General features: G+C 40.9%; 17 protein-coding genes, 16 tRNA genes, 3 rRNA genes and 1 pseudogene. 28 read left to right on the top strand and 9 right to left on the bottom strand.

The window, feature by feature from the left end:
* Positions 1-89 precede the first annotated feature (89 nt).
* On the top strand, positions 90-533 hold the full coding sequence (gene perR, locus C9J31_RS20035; RefSeq protein WP_107924650.1) for a peroxide-responsive transcriptional repressor PerR: 444 nt from the start codon (positions 90-92) through the stop codon (positions 531-533).
* A 23-nt stretch (positions 534-556) separates the two neighbouring features.
* Here perR and C9J31_RS20030 read toward each other — a convergent pair whose 3' ends face one another.
* Entirely contained in the window at positions 557-907 is a 351-nt protein-coding gene (locus C9J31_RS20030; protein WP_107950122.1) for a YgzB family protein, read from the bottom strand.
* A 150-nt stretch (positions 908-1057) separates the two neighbouring features.
* Between C9J31_RS20030 and C9J31_RS20025 the strand changes: the two genes are divergently transcribed.
* The 22 genes from C9J31_RS20025 to C9J31_RS19920 all read left to right on the top strand — a co-directional run bounded on the left by C9J31_RS20025 (position 1058) and on the right by C9J31_RS19920 (position 10926).
* Positions 1058-1951: a nucleotidyltransferase-like protein gene (locus C9J31_RS20025; RefSeq protein WP_054767687.1), complete on the top strand. Its 894-nt coding sequence runs from the start codon at positions 1058-1060 to the stop codon at positions 1949-1951.
* A 339-nt stretch (positions 1952-2290) separates the two neighbouring features.
* Positions 2291-3842: ribosomal RNA gene (locus C9J31_RS20020) — 16S ribosomal RNA — on the top strand.
* A gap of 309 nt (positions 3843-4151) precedes the next feature.
* A 23S ribosomal RNA gene (locus tag C9J31_RS20015) occupies positions 4152-7080 on the top strand.
* 115 nt (positions 7081-7195) lie between these two features.
* Positions 7196-7311: ribosomal RNA gene (gene rrf, locus C9J31_RS20010) — 5S ribosomal RNA — on the top strand.
* The 16S, 23S and 5S rRNA genes sit together here with 16 tRNA genes alongside, the layout of an rRNA operon.
* A gap of 15 nt (positions 7312-7326) precedes the next feature.
* Positions 7327-7403: transfer RNA gene (locus tag C9J31_RS20005), tRNA-Asn, on the top strand.
* A 5-nt stretch (positions 7404-7408) separates the two neighbouring features.
* Positions 7409-7500, top strand: a tRNA-Ser gene (locus C9J31_RS20000).
* Between the two features lie 28 nt (positions 7501-7528).
* Positions 7529-7603 (top strand) — tRNA-Glu (locus C9J31_RS19995).
* 16 nt (positions 7604-7619) lie between these two features.
* Positions 7620-7695 (top strand) — tRNA-Val (locus C9J31_RS19990).
* 26 nt (positions 7696-7721) lie between these two features.
* Positions 7722-7796 (top strand) — tRNA-Met (locus tag C9J31_RS19985).
* A gap of 3 nt (positions 7797-7799) precedes the next feature.
* Positions 7800-7875, top strand: a tRNA-Asp gene (locus C9J31_RS19980).
* A gap of 13 nt (positions 7876-7888) precedes the next feature.
* A tRNA-Phe gene (locus C9J31_RS19975) sits at positions 7889-7961 on the top strand.
* A 12-nt stretch (positions 7962-7973) separates the two neighbouring features.
* Positions 7974-8049 (top strand) — tRNA-Thr (locus C9J31_RS19970).
* 9 nt (positions 8050-8058) lie between these two features.
* Positions 8059-8142 (top strand) — tRNA-Tyr (locus C9J31_RS19965).
* A gap of 14 nt (positions 8143-8156) precedes the next feature.
* Positions 8157-8230, top strand: a tRNA-Trp gene (locus C9J31_RS19960).
* Positions 8231-8242: 12 nt separating this feature from the next.
* A tRNA-His gene (locus tag C9J31_RS19955) sits at positions 8243-8318 on the top strand.
* 29 nt (positions 8319-8347) lie between these two features.
* A tRNA-His gene (locus tag C9J31_RS19950) sits at positions 8348-8423 on the top strand.
* Positions 8424-8442: 19 nt separating this feature from the next.
* Positions 8443-8517: transfer RNA gene (locus C9J31_RS19945), tRNA-Gln, on the top strand.
* Between the two features lie 6 nt (positions 8518-8523).
* Positions 8524-8598: transfer RNA gene (locus C9J31_RS19940), tRNA-Gly, on the top strand.
* An 8-nt stretch (positions 8599-8606) separates the two neighbouring features.
* A tRNA-Cys gene (locus C9J31_RS19935) sits at positions 8607-8680 on the top strand.
* A gap of 56 nt (positions 8681-8736) precedes the next feature.
* Positions 8737-8820, top strand: a tRNA-Leu gene (locus C9J31_RS19930).
* A 184-nt stretch (positions 8821-9004) separates the two neighbouring features.
* Complete coding sequence (locus C9J31_RS19925) at positions 9005-9322, top strand: MazG nucleotide pyrophosphohydrolase domain-containing protein (RefSeq protein ID WP_054768608.1); 318 nt, start codon at positions 9005-9007, stop codon at positions 9320-9322.
* 512 nt (positions 9323-9834) lie between these two features.
* Complete coding sequence (locus tag C9J31_RS19920) at positions 9835-10926, top strand: S-layer homology domain-containing protein (RefSeq protein ID WP_107951706.1); 1092 nt, start codon at positions 9835-9837, stop codon at positions 10924-10926.
* Between the two features lie 36 nt (positions 10927-10962).
* Here C9J31_RS19920 and C9J31_RS19915 read toward each other — a convergent pair whose 3' ends face one another.
* Positions 10963-11673 carry an arylamine N-acetyltransferase family protein gene (locus C9J31_RS19915; RefSeq protein ID WP_280530771.1) on the bottom strand — a complete coding sequence of 237 codons (711 nt, stop codon included), beginning with the start codon at positions 11671-11673 and terminating at the stop codon, positions 10963-10965.
* 229 nt (positions 11674-11902) lie between these two features.
* On the opposite strand from C9J31_RS19915, the gene nagB reads away from it, so the two are divergent.
* A complete protein-coding gene (gene nagB, locus C9J31_RS19910) occupies positions 11903-12616 on the top strand; it encodes a glucosamine-6-phosphate deaminase (protein WP_107926330.1) in 714 nt (237 codons plus the stop codon).
* Positions 12617-12678: 62 nt separating this feature from the next.
* Here nagB and C9J31_RS23845 read toward each other — a convergent pair.
* Positions 12679-13323: pseudogene (locus C9J31_RS23845) on the bottom strand (DMT family transporter).
* A gap of 110 nt (positions 13324-13433) precedes the next feature.
* Here C9J31_RS23845 and C9J31_RS19900 point away from each other — a divergent pair.
* Positions 13434-14336: a S66 peptidase family protein gene (locus C9J31_RS19900; protein ID WP_107951708.1), complete on the top strand. Its 903-nt coding sequence runs from the start codon at positions 13434-13436 to the stop codon at positions 14334-14336.
* A 70-nt stretch (positions 14337-14406) separates the two neighbouring features.
* On the opposite strand, the gene C9J31_RS19895 is transcribed toward C9J31_RS19900, so the two are convergent.
* The 4 genes from C9J31_RS19895 to C9J31_RS19880 form a co-directional block, all read right to left on the bottom strand.
* Positions 14407-15557, bottom strand: a protein-coding gene (locus C9J31_RS19895) for an IS3 family transposase (protein ID WP_211634924.1) whose coding sequence is annotated in 2 segments (ribosomal slippage) — positions 14407-15284 and positions 15284-15557 — 1152 coding nt in all. Because the reading frame shifts where the segments join, the coding sequence is not laid out codon by codon here.
* 115 nt (positions 15558-15672) lie between these two features.
* Complete coding sequence (locus C9J31_RS19890; RefSeq protein WP_107951281.1) at positions 15673-17259, bottom strand: catalase; 1587 nt, start codon at positions 17257-17259, stop codon at positions 15673-15675.
* Between the two features lie 518 nt (positions 17260-17777).
* Entirely contained in the window at positions 17778-17999 is a 222-nt protein-coding gene (locus C9J31_RS19885; RefSeq protein ID WP_107951280.1) for a helix-turn-helix domain-containing protein, read from the bottom strand.
* Between the two features lie 10 nt (positions 18000-18009).
* Positions 18010-18492 carry a DUF2975 domain-containing protein gene (locus C9J31_RS19880; protein ID WP_107926296.1) on the bottom strand — a complete coding sequence of 161 codons (483 nt, stop codon included), beginning with the start codon at positions 18490-18492 and terminating at the stop codon, positions 18010-18012.
* Positions 18493-19074: 582 nt separating this feature from the next.
* On the opposite strand from C9J31_RS19880, the gene C9J31_RS19875 reads away from it, so the two are divergent.
* Complete coding sequence (locus tag C9J31_RS19875) at positions 19075-19716, top strand: hypothetical protein (protein WP_107951279.1); 642 nt, start codon at positions 19075-19077, stop codon at positions 19714-19716.
* Positions 19717-19887: 171 nt separating this feature from the next.
* Here C9J31_RS19875 and C9J31_RS19870 read toward each other — a convergent pair whose 3' ends face one another.
* Positions 19888-20397: a hypothetical protein gene (locus C9J31_RS19870; protein WP_054768612.1), complete on the bottom strand. Its 510-nt coding sequence runs from the start codon at positions 20395-20397 to the stop codon at positions 19888-19890.
* A 15-nt stretch (positions 20398-20412) separates the two neighbouring features.
* Positions 20413-21102 carry a B3/B4 domain-containing protein gene (locus C9J31_RS19865; protein WP_107951278.1) on the bottom strand — a complete coding sequence of 230 codons (690 nt, stop codon included), beginning with the start codon at positions 21100-21102 and terminating at the stop codon, positions 20413-20415.
* Between the two features lie 60 nt (positions 21103-21162).
* Between C9J31_RS19865 and queG the strand changes: the two genes are divergently transcribed.
* Together queG and trmL are read left to right on the top strand one after the other, a co-directional pair.
* A complete protein-coding gene (queG, locus tag C9J31_RS19860; protein ID WP_107926302.1) occupies positions 21163-22293 on the top strand; it encodes a tRNA epoxyqueuosine(34) reductase QueG in 1131 nt (376 codons plus the stop codon).
* Positions 22294-22307: 14 nt separating this feature from the next.
* Positions 22308-22781 (top strand): tRNA (uridine(34)/cytosine(34)/5-carboxymethylaminomethyluridine(34)-2'-O)-methyltransferase TrmL, encoded by a 474-nt coding sequence (gene trmL / locus C9J31_RS19855; protein ID WP_107951277.1) that lies wholly within the window; start codon positions 22308-22310, stop codon positions 22779-22781.
* Positions 22782-22792: the final 11 nt, after the last annotated feature.

Below are 22792 nucleotides of genomic sequence, written 5' to 3'. Positions count from 1 at the left end.
GGGCAATTGTTGACAGATGTTAGCTTTATTCGATACACTATTTATAACAATTATAAATTAATAATACTTATGAGAAGAGGTGCATGACGATGTCTACAACGCATTTACAAGATGCACTTGACACGTTAAAAACAACTGGTGTACGTATTACTCCTCAGCGTCATGCTATTTTGGAATATTTAATACAATCGATGGCACATCCAACGGCCGATGAAATTTATAAAGCACTTGAAGGGAGATTCCCAAATATGAGTGTAGCTACTGTTTATAATAACTTACGAGTATTCCGTGAAGTTGGCTTAGTAAAGGAACTGACTTATGGAGATGCTTCAAGTCGTTTTGATTTCGTAACGAACGATCATTATCATATGATTTGTGAATGTTGTGGTAAAATTGTGGATTTCCATTATCCTGGTCTTGATGAAATTGAGCATTTTGCTTCACAAGTAACTGGCTTTGATGTGCACTCACACCGTCTAGAAATATACGGTACATGTCCATCATGTAAAGTTGTTTCTGCAAAAGTACAATAAAAAATCCTAGCTCTAATTAAGGGCTAGGATTTTTTTGTCTTATTATAAGATTGATCGAATTCTTTTCCTTCAAGTGTTGGATCCAATGTTAACGGTTCATTGCAATACATACACATATCCACACGACCTAATACTTTTGTATATTTGTGACAATTTGGGCACTGTACTTGGACTGCACGTGTTGAGAGAAGACCGATCCAAGCGTAAACGACTGTACTACCGATTATACAAAGTAAGCCAAGTGTCATGAAGATTAGTACAAGCACGGGATTATTTTTAAAGAAGATGGCCCCATACATGACTACAAAGCCGATAAAAATAAGTGCTAATGCGAATGAACGAATTTTATTAATTTTACTTTTATAAGGTTTCATATAACATCTTGCCTCCCAATCTAAAATCTACTATAACATATAAGGACAAAGTATTTTAGCTTTGAGTATAAGGAAAGAAGGAATACTTCTAGAGTATGTCGAATTTTTAACGAAATAAGAGGTCACAAAACGAACAGAGGAGGACTGAACATGGAGCAAGTTTTGCGTCCAATATACCAAGAACGTGCGAGTCAGTCGAATACATTAGGCGTTATTTTAGTGGAAAAGCGCGAGGAGCAAAGTAATGTTACCGATACATTTGATACGGTCTTACTAATAATCGTGAAGGAAGCAGCGAAGCCTGTTTATACAAAACACTACTTATATGAAGGAAATAAGGTAGCCCTACATACTGTTACAGAGCAATTATTACGCAAATGGTTGTTAATCGGCTCTAACAAAAAGGTGGTCGATTGGATTTTCTTTGGCAAAGTGTTATTTGATCGCAATGAATTTCTTCATAAATTAAAAATTGAGTTACAGGAGTTTCCGTTCAATGGTCGTAAAATTAAAACCGGCATTCAATTTTCCAAACTAATTCGACGTTACTTAGAAGGAAAAGAATATTTTGATAAGGGAAGCTATCTGGATGCTTATAATCATGTAGTAGACTCATTACATCATTTAGGGCGCCTATCAATTATCGATAGTGGGCTCTATCCAGAAGTAACGGTTTGGGCGCAAGTAAAAAAAATTGAACCAGCAATTTATAAGTTATATGAAGAACTTGTCATGAGTAATGAACCAATTGAAAAGCGATTAGAGCTTTTATTTTTAGCGAGCGAATTCCTAATTCACTCTCGCACACAGGACGGTGCGCAACATATATTAGAAGTAATGCAAGCGAAAGAGTCATGGACAATTCAAGAATTGCACGATCATAAAGAACTGGTTAACTACTCTGTTGATCTAGAAGTATTCGTTGAGTATTTAGTAGACAAAGGTTATGTTCTTATAGATCCTGTAGTTGCTAAGAGTGAAATGATATTCCACCGACATTATAAGGTAAATAAAGAATCTCTAGAATTGGAATCAAGTCTGTAGTATGCTAGTAATCGAGGTATAGAAAATACCTCGATATTTTTTTATAAAAAAGTATTGACGCCAAGTACATTGCTATTGTATTATATTAATTGTCGCTAAGACATAAAGTAATCCACTTAGAGAAACAGAAAAAACTTTTTATAAAAGTAGTTGACACAAACCGAGTGAAATGTTAATATAAAGAAGTCGCTGTAAAACGACTTTATATGAACCTTGAAAACTGAACAAGCAAAACGTAATCAATAACGTTTTTAGTAACGAACTTCGGTTAGTGAACGAAACAAAATTTTGGACATCAAAATTGATGCCAGCAAAACAATTTGAGCTAATCAAATTTCTTTTATGGAGAGTTTGATCCTGGCTCAGGACGAACGCTGGCGGCGTGCCTAATACATGCAAGTCGAGCGAATGATGAGGAAGCTTGCTTCCTCTGATTTAGCGGCGGACGGGTGAGTAACACGTGGGCAACCTACCTTATAGTTTGGGATAACTCCGGGAAACCGGGGCTAATACCAAATAATCTCTTTTACTTCATGGTGAAAGACTAAAAGACGGTTTCGGCTGTCGCTATAGGATGGGCCCGCGGCGCATTAGCTAGTTGGTGAGGTAACGGCTCACCAAGGCAACGATGCGTAGCCGACCTGAGAGGGTGATCGGCCACACTGGGACTGAGACACGGCCCAGACTCCTACGGGAGGCAGCAGTAGGGAATCTTCCACAATGGGCGAAAGCCTGATGGAGCAACGCCGCGTGAGTGAAGAAGGATTTCGGTTCGTAAAACTCTGTTGTAAGGGAAGAACAAGTACAGTAGTAACTGGCTGTACCTTGACGGTACCTTATTAGAAAGCCACGGCTAACTACGTGCCAGCAGCCGCGGTAATACGTAGGTGGCAAGCGTTGTCCGGAATTATTGGGCGTAAAGCGCGCGCAGGTGGTTTCTTAAGTCTGATGTGAAAGCCCACGGCTCAACCGTGGAGGGTCATTGGAAACTGGGAGACTTGAGTGCAGAAGAGGATAGTGGAATTCCAAGTGTAGCGGTGAAATGCGTAGAGATTTGGAGGAACACCAGTGGCGAAGGCGACTATCTGGTCTGTAACTGACACTGAGGCGCGAAAGCGTGGGGAGCAAACAGGATTAGATACCCTGGTAGTCCACGCCGTAAACGATGAGTGCTAAGTGTTAGGGGGTTTCCGCCCCTTAGTGCTGCAGCTAACGCATTAAGCACTCCGCCTGGGGAGTACGGTCGCAAGACTGAAACTCAAAGGAATTGACGGGGGCCCGCACAAGCGGTGGAGCATGTGGTTTAATTCGAAGCAACGCGAAGAACCTTACCAGGTCTTGACATCCCATTGACCACTGTAGAGATACAGTTTTCCCTTCGGGGACAACGGTGACAGGTGGTGCATGGTTGTCGTCAGCTCGTGTCGTGAGATGTTGGGTTAAGTCCCGCAACGAGCGCAACCCTTGATCTTAGTTGCCATCATTTAGTTGGGCACTCTAAGGTGACTGCCGGTGACAAACCGGAGGAAGGTGGGGATGACGTCAAATCATCATGCCCCTTATGACCTGGGCTACACACGTGCTACAATGGACGATACAAACGGTTGCCAACTCGCGAGAGGGAGCTAATCCGATAAAGTCGTTCTCAGTTCGGATTGTAGGCTGCAACTCGCCTACATGAAGCCGGAATCGCTAGTAATCGCGGATCAGCATGCCGCGGTGAATACGTTCCCGGGCCTTGTACACACCGCCCGTCACACCACGAGAGTTTGTAACACCCGAAGTCGGTGAGGTAACCTTTTGGAGCCAGCCGCCGAAGGTGGGATAGATGATTGGGGTGAAGTCGTAACAAGGTAGCCGTATCGGAAGGTGCGGCTGGATCACCTCCTTTCTAAGGATATTTTCGGAATACAAACCTTGGGTTTGTAAGATTACGTTTTGCGTTCAGTTTTGAAGGTTCATTCTTCTGAATGAATAACTTCAAAACTTGTTCTTTGAAAACTGGATAAAACGACATTGAAATAGTAACAAACACATTTATTTTTTAAGTTTTTTAGGCTTAATAACAGATAATGTAGGGTTTCAAGACACAAGTAGTTCTAGGAAGCAAGCGAGAGAGGAAAGGAGCGTACCTTAGTACGTGACTGACTGAACGAGTGAAGCTGACAACGAAATACGCAGTGTATTGGAAGCCGACGTAGGTTAAGTTATTAAGGGCGCACGGCGAATGCCTTGGCACTAGGAGCCGAAGAAGGACGGCACTAACACCGATATGCTTCGGGGAGCTGTAAGTGAGCTTTGATCCGGAGATTTCCGAATGGGGGAACCCACTACGTTTAATCGCGTAGTATCTTGACGTGAATACATAGCGTCTTGAAGGCAGACCCAGGGAACTGAAACATCTAAGTACCTGGAGGAAGAGAAAGAAAAATCGATTCCCTGAGTAGCGGCGAGCGAAACGGGAAGAGCCCAAACCAAGAGGCTTGCCTCTTGGGGTTGTAGGACACTCAATACGGAGTTACAAAAGAATGAGTTAGATGAAGCGACTTGGAAAGGTCCGCCAGAGCAGGTAAAAGCCCTGTAGTCGAAAGTTCATTCCCTCCTGAGTGGATCCTGAGTACGGCGGAACACGTGAAATTCCGTCGGAATCTGGGAGGACCATCTCCCAAGGCTAAATACTACCTAGTGACCGATAGTGAACCAGTACCGTGAGGGAAAGGTGAAAAGCACCCCGGAAGGGGAGTGAAAGAGATCCTGAAACCGTGTGCCTACAAGTAGTTAGAGCCCGTTAATGGGTGATAGCGTGCCTTTTGTAGAATGAACCGGCGAGTTACGATTACGTGCGAGGTTAAGTTTTAGAAGACGGAGCCGCAGCGAAAGCGAGTCTGAATAGGGCGAATTAGTACGTGGTCGTAGACCCGAAACCAGGTGATCTACCCATGTCCAGGGTGAAGGTAAGGTAACACTTACTGGAGGCCCGAACCCACGCACGTTGAAAAGTGCGGGGATGAGGTGTGGGTAGCGGAGAAATTCCAATCGAACCTGGAGATAGCTGGTTCTCTCCGAAATAGCTTTAGGGCTAGCCTCGTGATGAGAATACTGGAGGTAGAGCACTGTTTGGACTAGGGGGCCATCCCGGTTTACCGAATTCAGACAAACTCCGAATGCCAGATATTTATACACGGGAGTCAGACTGCGAGTGATAAGATCCGTAGTCAAAAGGGAAACAGCCCAGACCACCAGCTAAGGTCCCAAAGTAATCGTTAAGTGGAAAAGGATGTGGCGTTGCATAGACAACCAGGATGTTGGCTTAGAAGCAGCCATCATTTAAAGAGTGCGTAATAGCTCACTGGTCGAGTGACGCTGCGCCGAAAATGTATCGGGGCTAAACGATTCACCGAAGCTGTGGATTGACATCTACGATGTCAGTGGTAGGAGAGCGTTCTAAGTGCGTTGAAGTCAGACCGGAAGGACTGGTGGAGCGCTTAGAAGTGAGAATGCCGGTATGAGTAGCGAAAGACGGGTGAGAATCCCGTCCACCGTATGACTAAGGTTTCCTGAGGAAGGCTCGTCCGCTCAGGGTTAGTCGGGACCTAAGCCGAGGCCGATAGGCGTAGGCGATGGACAACAGGTTGATATTCCTGTACCACCTCCTCACCGTTTGAGAAATGGGGGGACGCAGTAGGATAGGGTAAGCGCGCCGTTGGTTGTGCGCGTCCAAGCAGTAAGGCGTGTGTGTAGGCAAATCCGCACACTGTAACGTTGAGCTGTGATGGCGAGTCCTTTAAGGACGAAGTTCCTGATTTCACACTGCCAAGAAAAGCCTCTATCGAGGTGAGAGGTGCCCGTACCGCAAACCGACACAGGTAGTCGAGGAGAGAATCCTAAGGTGTGCGAGAGAACTCTCGTTAAGGAACTCGGCAAAATGACCCCGTAACTTCGGGAGAAGGGGTGCTCTTGAGCGTGCAAGCGCATGAGAGCCGCAGTGAATAGGCCCAGGCGACTGTTTAGCAAAAACACAGGTCTCTGCAAAACCGTAAGGTGACGTATAGGGGCTGACGCCTGCCCGGTGCTGGAAGGTTAAGAGGAGTGGTTAGCGCAAGCGAAGCTGCGAATTGAAGCCCCAGTAAACGGCGGCCGTAACTATAACGGTCCTAAGGTAGCGAAATTCCTTGTCGGGTAAGTTCCGACCCGCACGAAAGGCGTAACGATCTGGGCACTGTCTCAACGAGAGACTCGGTGAAATTATAGTACCTGTGAAGATGCAGGTTACCCGCGACAGGACGGAAAGACCCCGTGGAGCTTTACTGTAGCCTGATATTGAATTTTGGTACAACTTGTACAGGATAGGTAGGAGCCAGAGATCTCGGAGCGCCAGCTTCGAAGGAGGCGTCGGTGGGATACTACCCTGGTTGTATTGAAATTCTAACCCATGCCCCTTAGCGGGGCAGGAGACAGTGTCAGGCGGACAGTTTGACTGGGGCGGTCGCCTCCTAAAAGGTAACGGAGGCGCCCAAAGGTTCCCTCAGAATGGTTGGAAATCATTCGTAGAGTGTAAAGGCACAAGGGAGCTTGACTGCGAGACCTACAAGTCGAGCAGGGTCGAAAGACGGGCTTAGTGATCCGGTGGTTCCGCATGGAAGGGCCATCGCTCAACGGATAAAAGCTACCCCGGGGATAACAGGCTTATCTCCCCCAAGAGTCCACATCGACGGGGAGGTTTGGCACCTCGATGTCGGCTCATCGCATCCTGGGGCTGTAGTCGGTCCCAAGGGTTGGGCTGTTCGCCCATTAAAGCGGTACGCGAGCTGGGTTCAGAACGTCGTGAGACAGTTCGGTCCCTATCCGTCGTGGGCGTAGGAAATTTGAGAGGAGCTGTCCTTAGTACGAGAGGACCGGGATGGACACACCGCTGGTGTACCAGTTGTCTTGCCAAAGGCATCGCTGGGTAGCTATGTGTGGACGGGATAAGTGCTGAAAGCATCTAAGCATGAAGCCCCCCTCAAGATGAGATTTCCCATTACGCAAGTAAGTAAGATCCCTCAAAGACGATGAGGTAGATAGGTTCGAGGTGGAAGTGTGGTGACACATGGAGCTGACGAATACTAATCGATCGAGGACTTAACCAAAATGTTTGAAACATTCAATGCACCGTTTATCCAGTTTTGAAAGAATAAAAAAGTGATGATAAAACACTTGTAATTATAATAAAATATGTTATAATAAATAATGTCTTTCATATAGTCTAGTGATGATGGCAAAGAGGTCACACCCGTTCCCATACCGAACACGGAAGTTAAGCTCTTTAGCGCCGATGGTAGTTGGGGGCTTCCCCCTGTGAGAGTAGGACGTCGCTAGGCTATACATAATATCATTCCGAAGTAGCTCAGTTGGTAGTAGCACCTGACTGTTAATCAGGTTGTCGCAGGTTCGAGTCCTGCCTTCGGAGCCATTCTTGGAGAGTTGTCCGAGTGGCCGAAGGAGCACGATTGGAAATCGTGTAGGCGGTTAACACTGTCTCAAGGGTTCAAATCCCTTACTCTCCGCCAGCAAACTTTAGGATTACAGTTCCAAATGGGCCCCTTGGTCAAGTGGTTAAGACACCGCCCTTTCACGGCGGTAACACGGGTTCGAATCCCGTAGGGGTCACCATTTTCAATACCCAGATGGAGGATTAGCTCAGCTGGGAGAGCATCTGCCTTACAAGCAGAGGGTCGGCGGTTCGAGCCCGTCATCCTCCACCATTATTTATATATTCTAATAGTATTATCGCGGGGTGGAGCAGTGGTAGCTCGTCGGGCTCATAACCCGAAGGTCGTTGGTTCAAATCCGGCCCCCGCAACCAAATGGTCCCGTGGTGTAGCGGTTAACATGCCTGCCTGTCACGCAGGAGATCGCCGGTTCGATCCCGGTCGGGACCGCCATTTTTTAAAATATGGGTCAGTAGCTCAGTTGGTAGAGCATTAGATTGAAGCTCTAAGTGTCGGCGGTTCGATTCCGTCCTGACCCATCATATTTTTTTGCCGGTTTAGCTCAGCAGGTAGAGCAACTGACTTGTAATCAGTAGGTCGTGGGTTCGATTCCTATAGCCGGCACCATGTAATCCCGGAGGGGTAGCGAAGTGGCTAAACGCGGCGGACTGTAAATCCGCTCCTTAGGGTTCGGCGGTTCGAATCCGTCCCCCTCCACCAGTTTTTATTTTTATAGGGGCATAGTTTAACGGTAGAATAGAGGTCTCCAAAACCTTTGATGTGGGTTCGATTCCTACTGCCCCTGCCAATGCATATTATGGCGGTTGTGGCGAAGTGGTTAACGCACCTGATTGTGGTTCAGGCATTCGTGGGTTCGATTCCCATCAGTCGCCCCATTTAATTTAATATAAACGATAGTAATATGGCGGTTGTGGCGAAGTGGTTAACGCACCTGATTGTGGTTCAGGCATTCGTGGGTTCGATTCCCATCAGTCGCCCCATTTTCATAAAATTATCTTTTGGGGTATAGCCAAGCGGTAAGGCAACGGATTTTGATTCCGTCACGCCCTGGTTCGAATCCAGGTACCCCAGCCATTTATTGCGGAAGTAGTTCAGTGGTAGAACACCACCTTGCCAAGGTGGGGGTCGCGAGTTCGAACCTCGTCTTCCGCTCCAATTTTTATGGCGGCATAGCCAAGTGGTAAGGCACAGGTCTGCAACACCTTTATCACCGGTTCAAATCCGGTTGCCGCCTCCATAATGTTTTTTAACAACAATCGGATTATCCGATTTTTTTTATCTCTAAGGTCTCATGCCGGTGTGGCGGAATTGGCAGACGCGCACGACTCAAAATCGTGTTCCTTTGGAGTGTCGGTTCGACCCCGACCACCGGTACCATTAAATGATTAATTACAAGACTTCAACGATTATGTTGAGGTCTTTTTTCTTTGTTCGTAGCATAGCAAAATTATTTATAAACTTGATCTGTACTTGATTGCAGGGAATACCATCCATATCAGGTAAGGCTATAAGCTTTATAGTATAATTTCATTTATACAACAAGGAAATGGGGCATAGGTTTATGGAATTAAATGATTTTCAATTGTGGATAAAAGATTACTATGAAACACGAGGGTGGTCAGACTTAAATATCTTTACACGGATCGGCTTTTTGGCCGAAGAAACGGGAGAAGTAGCACGTGCGATTCGAGCACTTGAAATAGGAAGAGACCGACCAGATGAAAAGGTAGGTTCCTATGAAGAGAATAAACAAGAATTAGTAGAGGAACTTGGCGATGTATTAGGAAATATCATTGTGATTGCCAATAAGTATGATATTTCACTTGAGGAAATTTTCAGTGCCCATCAAGAAAAATTACTAAAGCGCTACAAAGGATAAGATGAAATCTGCGTAGTTACCGTGAACTATATAATTGGAAAGGGACCAAATGATTATCCTCATGGAACTCATATTCTAATTGAAGATGATGCAAGATGCTATTTCAAAAGCTAAGGAACATGGTGCGATAATCGTCTGAGATAAAATGGAGTTTAATAATTTTTATCTGGCATATTTGGTTGATCCTACTGGACTTGGTCTAGGTTTAACACAAAAGAAATAATTAATAAAGTCATTGAATGTAAAATACAATGATGCCCCCCTCTACAGCTTATAGTAGAGGTTTTTTTTTTGCTACAGACTAGATAGAAGAAAAAATCACCTATATTTCTCAGGCGTAAAAGGATAAGACAATGGGTATGGGTAAGTAATACAAATGGATAGGTGGATGTCATGAAATATCAAAGAATATAATAAACAACGTTATTGCTATGCTATTTTTGGAGATTATATCTAATTGTTGTTGATGGAGAATAGGATAAGAAGGATGAAAGAAAAATAGGGGGAATGACATGAATAAAATTACTAAGATTCTGTGTGTGGCTGTGCTTTCTGTATGGATATTACAAATTCAACCGGTTTATGCAGCCAGTTTTAAAGATGTAACATCCGAAAATGTGTTAGCAACTGAAATTGATTATTTAGTAGAAAGAGGCATTATCAAGGGGTATCCTAATGGCATGTTTAAACCAAATGACTATGTGACAAAGGCACAAGTAGCTGTAATGTTAACACGAGCGCTAGGATTGAAGACAACGAACGTAAAAAATCCGAAATATCTAGATGTACCAACAACACATATCTATTTTAAAGAAATAGCGGCTACGCAAAATGAAGGAATTTTCGATGCAACAAAGAAATTTAAACCAGATGGTACGCTTTCTAGAGGAGAAATGGCGATTGTTTTACAAAGGGCCTTTAAACTAAAAGGATCAAATTCGTATCAATTTACAGATGTTACAGAAAAGACAATAGGATATAAGGAAATTTTAGCAATTGCGAATAATAATATTACAAGGGGTTATCAGGATGGTTCATTTAAACCAAATTTATCGCTAACACGAGCACATTTTTCAGCATTTATGGCCCGAGCCTTAACACTTTCAAAAGTGAATCTTTTAAAGGATCCTGCGTATGTATACACGTATGCTTTTTATTCGCCTGATAAGGATATGAGGTATACATTAAATTATCAATATAGCCATAACGATAATAAAAATGACGTATGGACGGTTACAAATAGGAGTACGCAAGAGCCATTTAATGATGAACTGCTTTATGGCGACGATACTGTATATGGACAAGCAATTGCTGCAGATTTTAGCACGCATTATGATTTATTTATAGAATTGCCGCTGCGAATTGGTGTAATTGTACATGAAGATGATGATGGGCCTGTAAATGGTAATCGAATTACAGTTAAAACGACGGATGGGACAGTTCGAGCAGGCGGAGTCAACTATAAAAACGTCGCTATATTAGAAGAAACCTTTATATATAGTGATGTAGTGAAAACCTACTATTTTGTAGATGGTATCGGCTTAGTAAAGGAGCTGCATGACGAGGAAGTTATTTATGAGTTACTAAAGCGTTCGAAAAATTAATATGAATAAGGATGCATTTATTCGATGCATCCTTATTTAGAACAGTGAAATATGAAAATAACGATTCAGCGCTTGTAACCACTCTTTGTCGCTATGTGTTGTATAGGTTGTTAAGGATTGACCTTCATATATGCGAAATTGATTATTGAGCATAGTGTGTCGTCCACGTGGGGTACGAATCATCGCAATTTTATTGGTTTGTTTAGAAAGCCGTGGGGCAAATCTAGCATCGTTAGCATCATCCGTAAAGCAATAGAGTAAACGCCATTTATGTGGAGTTTGCTCATAGAGCATCCAGCCATATATTTCATCCCATTCAATTTTGTAAAGCTCATTGCCTTCACGATGCTGATGGCCAGCAATTAAAGGTACTGGCTTACAGGGAGCGAGTGCACCTACGCCAACATCTGAAATATAATGTAAACCTTCAAAAGTGACGAGAAGTAGCTGATGCATAGGGACTTCTTCAGGAGGTGTTCCGTCTTCGATATTACGCCAAAATTGCGCATAGCGGTTTGTAACAGTAAAACCGAGTTCACGTAGGAGCCAGCTAAATAAAATATTTAGCTCAAAACAATTACCTCCGCGTTTTTGAACAATCATTTTACGAAAAAGATCAGGGAGAGCGAAGGAGATACTATGTTTCAACGCCACGTCTAAATTTTCATATGGAATTGTATGGAGATGGCAAGTTTGCAAGTGCCCCAAAAGCTTAATGGATGGCTCTAAAGGACCTTGAAATTTAATATGTTGTAAGTACTGTTGTATTTGTGAAATTATAAAAATCGCCTCACTTCCTTACTATTTAACATAACCGAATTGTTAAAAGAATACACGCATAAAGATTGATAAAGAAAATAATAGAAAAGTAATTAGATAACTTGTAAAATTAATATATTAGCTACTAATTAGTAAAATATTTTCCATTTTAGTTAATAATAATGATTGTAAGGAAGGTATATGGATGACAAGCACAATGAAGTGGATAGAAGTAAATTCATATGATGAAATGAGTGCAGTGGCAGCAAATATTTTCACGGAGCAACTGAAAGCAAAGCCTGCTAGTATTTTAGGTCTTGCTACAGGAGGTTCGCCAGTTGGGATGTATAAGGAATTAGTCAAACGCCAACAAGCGGGAGATATTACTTTTAAAGATGTGAAAACGTTTAATCTGGATGAATATGTCGGTCTAGATCAATCGAGTCCAGCAAGTTACTGGACATTTATGCACGAGAACTTATTTAATCATGTAGATATGAAGGAAGAAAATATTCAATTACCAAATGGCAAAGTGGACGATCTAGCGGCTGAGTGTGTTGCATACGATGACCGTATAGCAGAAGCTGGTGGAATTGACTTGCAACTACTAGGAATTGGTGTTAACGGACATATTGGCTTTAATGAGCCTGGCACATCGTTTACATCATTAACGAATATTGTGGAGTTAACTGAATCTACACGAACTGAAAATGCTATTTATTTTGATGATCCAGCAGACGTACCGACGCAAGCCATTACAATGGGCATTCAATCGATTATGAATGCTAAAGCAATTGTATTAATCGCGTTTGGTGAGAAAAAACTAGAGGCAATTGAAAAGTTAAAAAGTGGTGTTGTGACGGAAGATTTTCCAGCTAGCCAATTGTTGAATCACCCCAATGTAACTATTATTTACGGTGGTACAAAATAAGAAAAAAAGCGTAGACTCCATTTTTTGAAGTCTACGTTTATTATTTTCTACCACTTAATATATCACCAGCGACGACGGCAAGCCCACCTATAAACTGAAATCCATGTAGCTTCGCTGAGAAAGATTACAGCAAAAATTGACGCAAATACAGGGATAAAATTTAGGTGAATGCTTGCTTTGTTAGCACCAAGTTGGATGACACCGCTATTCCAACTAAGAAAGGCTATAATGGATGCGAAAACGCCAACCTATAAAATCGCTGCAATCGTTGACCATTGCCAGTGAATGGAGTTCGTCAATGTCATAGATTCATATATATAGAATGGTAACAGCATAACAGCTCCTATAAAGATTGTTACAAGAAAAGTAGATTGCCATGGTAAGCGTACTGCATAGTGCTTTACAAGGAGTGAATAAATGCTCCAACAGAACACGGCAACTACAACAATTATGTCATCTTTATTGAATGTAAAATCCACCAAGCTTGCAACAGAGCCCCCAGAAATGATGAAAAACACACCACTAAGTGATAAGGTCGCTCCGAGAATTTGAAACCTAGATAGTTTTTCCTTTAAAAAAATAAAAGATAGCATATAAATCATAATGGGGGTTGATGAAATCATGAGCGATGCATTTATGGAAGTCGTGTAATGTAGCCCAGTATAGACGAGCGTATTAAATGCTGCGACCCCTGTTAATGCTAACAGGAGTACAATTGTCAGAATCCAACATCAGTTATAGTCAATAATACTAGGAATAATCAATGATGCAAAGTTATACATATGCTAGAATAAAGAAAAGTATAGGAGGGGTTATTGTGAAAAATACAGTACCACGTTTGGTCAAAGGTGATACAGTGGGTCTTGTAGCATTATCTAGCCTTGTTGAGCCAGAAAAGCTTGGGGAAGCATTAGCCTTTCTTGACGAATTGGACCTACGTTATAAAATAGGCGATACAATTAATGCTAAGCATGACTATTTAGCTGGTAGTGATGAGGAGCGGCTTGCAGATTTTCATGCAATGGTGAAGGACCCTGAGGTGAAGGCTATTTTTTGTATAAAGGGTGGTTATGGCTCTGCTCGTATTGCAGGAAAGATAGATTATGATCTACTTGCAGAAAATCCAAAAATTTTCTGGGGCTTCTCAGATCTTACATATTTGCATGGTGCGATTCATGAATTTGCAGATTTAGTAACCTTCCATGGACCGATGCTAATGGCTGCAAGTAAAATGGATGATATATCGAAGAAAATGTTTTTACAGCTCTTTACACCGATGGAAGTTCAATATACGGAAATGATATCGCCTCTAACGGCGATTGCCCCAGGTGTTGCACGCGGTCAAATTGTAGGGGGGAATTTACGTCGACTTGTAAGTACTCTTGGTACGAAGTTTGAAGTTCGTACAGAGAGTAAAATTTTATTGATAGAGGATATAGCCGAGTCAATTCCACGTATTGATTCCATGCTGCAACAATTAAAGCAAGCCCGCAAACTCGAACAGTTGGCTGGGGTTATTATTGGTTCCTTTACGCAAACTGGGGCAGATGAAGCGGCGCTTTTAACGTTAATGACAGAGTATTTTGCAGAACTAGGTGTCCCAGTAGTAGCTGGCTTTAAAATCGGACATGAAACAACAAACATTGCCATACCTTTAGGGGTAGATGCCATTTTAGATGCACAGGAAAAAGTCTTAAGAATTTTACCAGGTGTGCATTAAATAAAAGAAGAAGCGTCTGCAAGTTTGAAGGGACTGACCCCTGTATATAAGACAGAGATCAAAAAAGCATTTACCCAACCAGTTGTCGATATTGTACCGGCGACTGGTTGTTTAGTTTCGCTTGTATTCGGATATAGTTATAATACTTTACATAGTCTTTGACAGTTTGTTCTACGATTGCCGTCGTAGTACGCCTTAAATTGTCTAAGTAAAATGTTTCAGACTTTAATGCAGAATGAAATGATTCAATTGGGGCATTGTCAGCGGGCGTACCTTTACGGGACATGCTCATGATAATGCCTTTCCCTTTTACGGCCTGTTGATATCGATAAGACGTGTACACCGAACCTTGGTCACTGTGTAGTGTACACCCATCGGGTAAAGTACCTAGTTGGGATAAGGTATTCAACACAAAATCAGTATCTTGGCAATCACCAATCGAGTAGGCGATAATCTCGCCATTATATAAATCTTGAATACTTGAAAGATACAATTGTTTCTGACCAAATGGCAAGTAAGTAATATCGGTAACGAGCTTTTGTAAAGGTGCAGTTGCCTCAAAATTACGGTTCAATAAATTATCTGCGATATAGTAGGGTTGTCCAGTTTGTTTCCGTTTTTTTACTTTTACTCGACACTGCCAACCATATTTTTGCATGATACGTTGCACGACTTTATGATTCACGCGTATTTCTTGGCGTAAGAGTGCAGTAATTTTCCGATAACCATATCGGAATTTATGCGCACGACAGAGTTCTCCAATATGTCGTTCAATCGCCTGACGAGACCTTGCATCCGCAGATGCCTGTTTCCAACGATAGTAGGTAGATCGTGCAATTCCTAAATGTGCACATATATCCTTCACGCACAACGTTTCTTTTAGCGTCTCTACTAACTGTACAGCTACTTCTCCAACCACTTCCTCTCCAACTCTGCGTACTTTTTTAAAACCTCAATTTGTTGCTTTAAATAACGGTTCTCCATTACTAATTTTGTTTGTTCATTCTCATATTCAGGACCTTTACCAAAGGTATATTGTTTACCTACAGGTTGTTCAAATCGGTGTATTTCTCCGTTTCTATACCAACGCATCCATGTTTCCACTTGTGTTTTATGCCTTATATTTAATTCAATTAAAACCTGCTTCGTTGGTATACCAGCCAATCGCATCTCAATAGCCTTCATTTTTACTTCGTATGGATAACTCACTCTTGTTCCCATAGAAAAAACACCTCCTAATTGAAGTTTAGGTATCTAAACCCGAATTCAATCGAAGATGCTTTTTTTATTTGTCTATACTTTTGGGGTCAGTTCCGAAAATGCAGAACGCTTTTTTTTAATACGGCTCAGCATCATGCCCTTTGTTAACGGCATCGTTAGGGGCATCGTCACCGTCGATATTGCCAAGAGGTCGAGCAGTTGAAGTGTCTTTTTGTGCCTTTTGCAGTCCTTCTTTTAAAAGACGACCATATTCTTCATCCGCTTCTTGTGCAAGGGCAATCATTGCTTCTTGAATAGAAATTTTGCAGCTCGATAAATCACGAATAAGATTTCCTAAAAGTTCGTCTCGCTCCCATTGCTCGAAATTACGATATGTTTCCCCCGCTTGTTTCGTGTTATTTTGACGATCAATCGATTCGCGTACGAGATGACCTTCCACAAGAGGTGTATATTCTTTAGCTGATTGTGATGCTTCCTTTAAGCCATTTAACATGGAAGGCTCATAGTTAATATGTGGATTTTGGCCTGGTGCTAAATCGCGCTTATACAGCATTTGTCCACCATTTTGATTCGTTGCAACACGTTTCTTTGGTGCATTAATGGGAAGCTGTAAATAATTTGCTCCGACTCGATGACGCTGTGTGTCAGAGTAAGAGAAAGTTCGTCCCTGCAACATTTTATCATCAGAGAAATCTAGACCATCCACTAGGACACCTGTACCGAAAGTTGCCTGTTCAACCTCTGCAAAATAGTCTTCTGGGTTTTTATTTAATACCATCTTGCCTACGGGGTACCACGGGAATTTGTCGTTTGGCCAAAGCTTTGTATCGTCTAGAGGATCAAAATCAAGCTCAGGATGTGGCCCATCCTCCATAATTTGAACATTTAACTCCCATTCAGGATAATCACCACGTTCAATTGCATCGTATAAGTCTTGGGTTGCATGGTTGAAATTTTTCATTTGAATTTCTTCGGCTTCTTTTTGTGTTAAATTTTTGATGCCTTGTAATGGCTCCCAATGATACTTTACTAATACTGCTTTGCCATCACTATTCACCCATTTATACGTATTAACGCCGGAGCCTTGCATCATTCGATAATTAGCTGGAATGCCCCAAGGTGAGTAAACAAAGGTCACCATATGAAAGGATTCTGGTGAACTCGCACAGAAATCAAAAAAGCGTTCAACATCTTGAATATTTGTTATCGGATCGGGCTTGAAAGCATGAATCATGTCTGGGAATTTCATAGCATCGCGAATAAAGAAAATCTTTAAATTATTGCCGACTAAATCCCAGTTACCATCCTCTGTATAAAACTTTACGGCAAAGCCTCGCGGATCACGGAGGGTTTCAGGTGAATGCCCACCATGAATAACTGTTGAAAAGCGAACGAAAACAGGTGTTTGTTTCCCCTTGTTTTGAAAAACCTTAGCCCTTGTATACTTAGAAATAGGATCATTGCCGACTCTACCATATGTTTCAAAGTAGCCATGTGCACCAGCACCACGCGCATGAACAACACGCTCTGGAATACGTTCACGATCAAAATGACTTATTTTCTCTAAGAAATCATAATTCTCAAGTGTTGCTGGTCCGCGATTCCCTACTGTTCGTAGATTTTGATTGTTGGTAATTGGGTGGCCTTGTCGATTAGTCAATATATCATCATTTTCAAATTGCGAATTATTTTGCTTTGTCATTGTATTACCCCTTTCTTTGGTATACAGCCATTCTGTCCGTGATAGGGGCAAACTAGACATAAAAAAAACTCTCTTACACACATAGTGCAAGAGAGTTTTGGATGGCGTTTTCGAATTAGTCATATGATAACAGATTATTTATGCCTTTGCCGATAGTTGGTTATGGGTCATCGGTCATAGAGTAACAGGTCACATGTCATTGGTTTATTCAAGTTGTCTACGTAAAAGTAGTCCTCGAAAACAGCACATCCATCTAGTAATGGAGTCTCATCGACCCCATAAATCTATTGTATACAGTTTTAAGTGATATGAAAAGCCTTGATTTACCATACCAACTTTTGTAAATTAAAGAGCATTCATTTCCAACAGTAACATTTATTTTAGCAGTCAAAATAAATTGAAAATGAAAATAAATTATAAATTTTGCAGTTCGGCTATTTTCTCAAAGGTTGTTGCTAATTTAAACATTTGAGTTTGTTGAATTATCATGACCCCAAAAGATCAAGCCTTAAGCTTAATCAATCCGAATGTTCTTCTTCATTTTTGTACTCTAAAATATCCCCAGGTTGGCATTCTAAAGCCTTACAAATAGCCTCTAATGTTGAAAGCCTAATTGCTTTGGCCTTTCCATTTTTTAATATAGAAAGGTTAGCCAATGTTATGCCAATCTTCTCCGAAAGTTCTGTTACGCTCATTTTCCTTTTCGCCAGCATCACATCAATATTGATTATAATTGCCATATTTTTCACCTCAGACCGTTAAATCATTTTCCGATTTTATATCGATGGCATTTTTCAATAGCTTTTGAAGAACAGCAGCAAAAACTGTAATCACAATTGAAGCAAAAATCATGACCATGCCAATTAGTATGATACCTGGTGCGTCATCCATCTCCGCAATGAGATAGAAGAGAGGCATACCTAACACATACAAGATACTGATTGTGATTGCACAGTATTTTATATTTTTTAAAGCTCTTACAGATAAATCTGAGAAAGCTATATTCTTGTCAATATAGCTTAAAAGTTTAAATGCTTGATACAGAGCAAAGTAAAAAGGGATTGCTGTTGCATACAAATCGATAAAAACGAGATATTTTAAATATGCCATATCTGGATACAATTGTGCTGCAAAATTCGCTATCTTAGGCACCAAAAATATACACAAAGCTAGCACGGGGATTCCCATAAGAATAACAGCTAATTTTAAAAAGAGTGTTGATACTCGTTTCATAAAAAGCACCTCACTTATTTGTTGTCACTTTGAATTTAACACGTTGTTTATTGTTTTACAATAAATTCTTATTAATTTTAATCATGTTTTTATTGTTACAATCATTACCTGTACAAAGTAATGCTCTATAAAACTTGAAACGTATATAAAGGGTTTAACTAAATTGCCCGTTAGTTATAGTGACATTGGGAATGACAATCTAAAACTCTGGACTAATATTTCTTTAGTAATAGTAGTTTAAAAAGAAAACATGAGTTATACATACAAAAATAACGGTTAAGTAAAGTCGGGGAAACTCGACTTTTTAAGTGAATTTAAGTATTTTTTTTCGACAAAATTCGGGCTTTTAAAAGACGTTCATAAAACCCGTCTTAGGTAGTTCACTACGTAATACAAATTTTTTATAGCACCTGCAATGTCGAAAAATAGGGAATAATAACTGTAGCAATAAACACCTTTATTTGTCAAAATTGTAATTGAGGTGATGAAATGTTAAAATAGTAGTCGTTTGTATTATAATTGTATTTTGCTAAAGTAAAAAACATACATTTTTAATGGTATGCATTCGGAGGGAATAAAGAAATGAAGAAAGCTTTATTATTAATACTAGCTGTGATGCTAGTTGGGTGTTCCGGAGCGGGAACAGAGAAGAATAAAGAAGAAGATGTAAAAAAAGAAGAGAGCGTAAAGGAAGAGAAGGTCGTTCCAGTAAAATATGAAGAGGTTGATGCTGAATCAAAAGCTACAGTAGAAAAGTTTGTTAAAAAATACAATGTCAGAGTTGATGTCTATAAACAGGATACAGAAGAACCAATAGAATTAGAGAAGATTCCAGAACCAATTACTAATGACTTGAATAAAGAGGAAGGTATATTGTCACAAATTTTATTGGAAACTGATTTTAAAAAACATGAGGGTCATTATAAAGTAGTCGCTAAATATAATGAGGATAAAAAATTAATTGGATATAAGATTTCTGTAGAAGCAAGTCCAATAAATGAAGTAAGTGAAGAGGGCGATGAATGGGAAGAAGGATTATTATCTGCTATGTCAATTATTGATGCAATAGGATTGAATTTAGATAAAAATGAAGAAGAACTTGGTAAAGCTTTTGATGAAGAGAAAGACACTCATACATATACTGATTCTAACTATAATGTCACTTTCCATATTGCTGATATGGATTTAGGGGAATTTGAAGTTAACTATGATTTAATACAGTAAAAAAAAGCATCTCTAAAGTTGTCTAGTTCAACGACAAATAGGAATAGTACTTCTTTAAGGGGAGCTATAAATAAAAAGATTGAAGCAAATAGCTTCAATCTTTTTTATTAACTATAAAACCGGTATTTATATTTCCAATTTAGGATAGGTTTGGCGCTTCACCGTCCCACCTTAGAAATAGCGAGAATCGTCAAAGTTAAGTTCAATGCTATAATTTTTGGCATTAATTAAATTGGAAAGCTTGTGTGCATCTTTTTCGAGCTTTAGGGCACGTTCCCGGTATTCATCGGGCTCGTACATGGCAATTTCATAGAGCATTGTACTTTCACCATAGCCCATGCGTACACTTTCCTTCTCATGTGTACTAAAGTGTTTGCAAAGCTCTGCTTCTGCTCGAAGCTGTGTTGCAAGTTCAATTGCCTCGACTAGTGCTATTTGTTGACCTTTAAAGTCTACTGTGTTTTTGATATTGGCCTCATATACAAGGCGATCTAAAGTACGTACATCCAGACGTATTTGTGCTAGCTCAGATTCAATAACGGTCATAGCACGATTGCTCGTTTTTGGTGCTTGTCCCTTTTCAACAGTTACAAAGGCACTTCGATGTAATTCACTCGTAAGTTCCTGAGTTTTTTTTGTTAAAATGCTTTTCAGTTTAACAGCTTCTGCAAGATTTATCATGAAAACACGTCCTTTTTATAGTGTAGTAGCTGGTGCAACATTTGTTAATAGAGTTGTAGAATAGTCGCCACCATGTATTTGGTTGAACATTTTACCGGCGGAGGAGAGAAGTGCTTCGGATTGACTGTCTGAAAGCGATGGACGCAAATAGAAAATTTGTAAGGCATCTGTCGTTGACTCTGAGACGACTGTTCGTTTAGAGTCGACGAATGGTGAACCGAATGCACCGTCCTCGTCACGACTATAGAGGATATTATTTAACGAGTTAAAGCGGCCATTCAAGCCTTCATATCCTATTCCTTCATCGCCAAGTGCGATTTCAATATTTCCTTTAAGATAAGCTATATCATATAGGCCGATTGGAATTTCATATTGCAAAGAGAAGAAATTATTTAAATCAACACCAGATTGCAATGGTGTTAAATAATTTTGCTTACAGATACGACGCATTAAGCTTTCTGCCGCGTGGCGATAACGGTTTGGATCAGCACCAAACTTTTTCCAAAGTTGTCGCCATTCTGCAATACCTGCTCGTTGTGTAACAGGAGTCTCTTGCATTTCTAAATACAGATTTTCCTGATACAATTGCATTCGTCCTTTAATCATTTGGGGCGATTGTGCTACGACAATTTTGGTATAATGAATAATGCCGATTTTTAGCTCAGGATATCGTGTATTGAGAGTTGGATTGAGTGACACTTTCATAAAATTATCACCTACTTTAACTATTTCTATTATTGTATCATGTAAGGAGTTGGAAATAAAATGAACATACATGACCTACAGCGTGAATTTGTGGCGTATGCAATGTCCATTGGCGTTGATAAAATTGGCTTTACAACGGCAGCTCCATTTACAGAATTAAAAAATCGTCTGCGTCGCCAGCAAGAGCTTGGTTATCAATCAGGCTTTGAAGAAAGCGATATAGAAAAACGTACTGAGCCATTTCAACTACTAGCAGGAGCAGAAAGCATAGTTGCCATAGCAGTAGCGTATCCATCACGTATGCAGGATGCACCTGTTGGAAAAAAGGGCTCAAGACGTGGGATTTTTTGTAGAGCTTCTTGGGGTGTCGATTATCATACAGCGTTAAGAGAGCGTTTAAAACTATTATCAGCATGGCTTGAAGCACGAGTAGAGGGTGTGCGTATTGAATCAATGGTTGATACGGGTGCACTGGTAGACAGGGCAGTAGCCGAGCGTGCGGGGATTGGCTGGAGCGGGAAAAATTGCTCTATTATTACGCCGGAGTTTGGTTCCTATGTGTATCTTGGAGAGCTCATTACCAATGTTCCATTTGCACCAGATAGAGCGATGGAAGATGAATGTGGGGATTGCCGTTTATGCTTGGATGTTTGCCCAACAGGCGCGTTAGTAGAGGGAGGGCAGCTTGATTCACAGCGTTGTATTGCCTTTCTAACGCAGACAAAGGGAACCTTGCCCGATGAATTTCGAGCCCATATTGGAAATCGACTGTATGGCTGTGATACATGCCAAACCGTATGTCCCAAAAACAAAGGAAAGATTAACTGGATTCACGAAGAGTTTAAGCCTGACCCAGAAATCGCAAAGCCGTTACTTGTACCACTTTTGACCATTTCTAACCGTGAATTTAAAGAAAAATTTGGACATGTTTCAGGCTCTTGGCGTGGTAAAAAGCCTATTCAACGCAATGCTATTTTAGCATTAGCACATTTTAAAGAAGCAGCAGCAGTGCCAGATTTAGTGTCTCTTCTAGAAAAAGATAATCGCCCTGTTATCCGAGGAACGGCGGCATGGGCATTAGGGAAAATTGGCGGGGAGCAGGCAGAAAAGGCATTGCTCGTGGCAAAAGACAAAGAACTAGACGGGGAAGTACTCGTTGAAATTAATAAAGGTTTACAATTTTTTAGCTAAGGAAGTGTACCGTTATGCCATTGCATATCGTTTTATATCAACCAGAAATTCCAGCAAATACAGGTAATATTGCACGTACCTGTGCTGGTACGAATACCTCTTTACATTTAATTCGTCCTCTTGGCTTCTCAACGGATGATAAAATGCTCAAGCGTGCTGGATTAGATTACTGGCATAGTGTCAATGTTGTGTATCATGATTCCCTCGAGGATTTTATCGAGTTTTCGAAAAACGGTGATGTGTATTTAATTGAAACATATAGTGAAGAGCCATTTACAACACATGATTTTAGTAATCAGCAACGTGATATATACTTTATGTTTGGCAAAGAAACGACAGGGTTGCCGAAGGATTTTGCATATGAACGTCGTGATATGTGTTTGCGGATTCCTCAAAGTGAACATGTACGCTCACTGAATTTATCGAATACAGCTGCGATTGTTATTTATGAAGCTTTGAGACAGCAAGGTTACCCAGGGTTACATTAAAAAAGGCAGTT

Source organism: Lysinibacillus parviboronicapiens (assembly GCF_003049605.2).
Taxonomy (GTDB): Bacteria; Bacillota; Bacilli; order Bacillales_A; family Planococcaceae; genus Lysinibacillus; species Lysinibacillus parviboronicapiens.
The sequence above is the reverse complement of the archived record's forward strand: the minus strand, read 5'-3'. Positions and strand labels throughout refer to the sequence as shown.

Bases quoted from the DNA above. Each gene is read 5' to 3' on its own strand.
- perR (WP_107924650.1), top strand. From the start codon at position 90: ATGTCTACAACGCATTTACAAGATGCACTTGACACGTTAAAAACAACT.
- C9J31_RS20030 (WP_107950122.1), bottom strand. From the start codon at position 907: ATGAAACCTTATAAAAGTAAAATTAATAAAATTCGTTCATTCGCATTA.
- C9J31_RS20025 (WP_054767687.1), top strand. From the start codon at position 1,058: ATGGAGCAAGTTTTGCGTCCAATATACCAAGAACGTGCGAGTCAGTCG.
- C9J31_RS19925 (WP_054768608.1), top strand. From the start codon at position 9,005: ATGGAATTAAATGATTTTCAATTGTGGATAAAAGATTACTATGAAACA.
- C9J31_RS19920 (WP_107951706.1), top strand. From the start codon at position 9,835: ATGAATAAAATTACTAAGATTCTGTGTGTGGCTGTGCTTTCTGTATGG.
- nagB (WP_107926330.1), top strand. From the start codon at position 11,903: ATGAAGTGGATAGAAGTAAATTCATATGATGAAATGAGTGCAGTGGCA.
- C9J31_RS19890 (WP_107951281.1), bottom strand. From the start codon at position 17,259: ATGACAAAGCAAAATAATTCGCAATTTGAAAATGATGATATATTGACT.
- C9J31_RS19885 (WP_107951280.1), bottom strand. From the start codon at position 17,999: ATGGCAATTATAATCAATATTGATGTGATGCTGGCGAAAAGGAAAATG.
- C9J31_RS19880 (WP_107926296.1), bottom strand. From the start codon at position 18,492: ATGAAACGAGTATCAACACTCTTTTTAAAATTAGCTGTTATTCTTATG.
- C9J31_RS19875 (WP_107951279.1), top strand. From the start codon at position 19,075: ATGAAGAAAGCTTTATTATTAATACTAGCTGTGATGCTAGTTGGGTGT.
- C9J31_RS19870 (WP_054768612.1), bottom strand. From the start codon at position 20,397: ATGATAAATCTTGCAGAAGCTGTTAAACTGAAAAGCATTTTAACAAAA.
- C9J31_RS19865 (WP_107951278.1), bottom strand. From the start codon at position 21,102: ATGAAAGTGTCACTCAATCCAACTCTCAATACACGATATCCTGAGCTA.
- queG (WP_107926302.1), top strand. From the start codon at position 21,163: ATGAACATACATGACCTACAGCGTGAATTTGTGGCGTATGCAATGTCC.
- trmL (WP_107951277.1), top strand. From the start codon at position 22,308: ATGCCATTGCATATCGTTTTATATCAACCAGAAATTCCAGCAAATACA.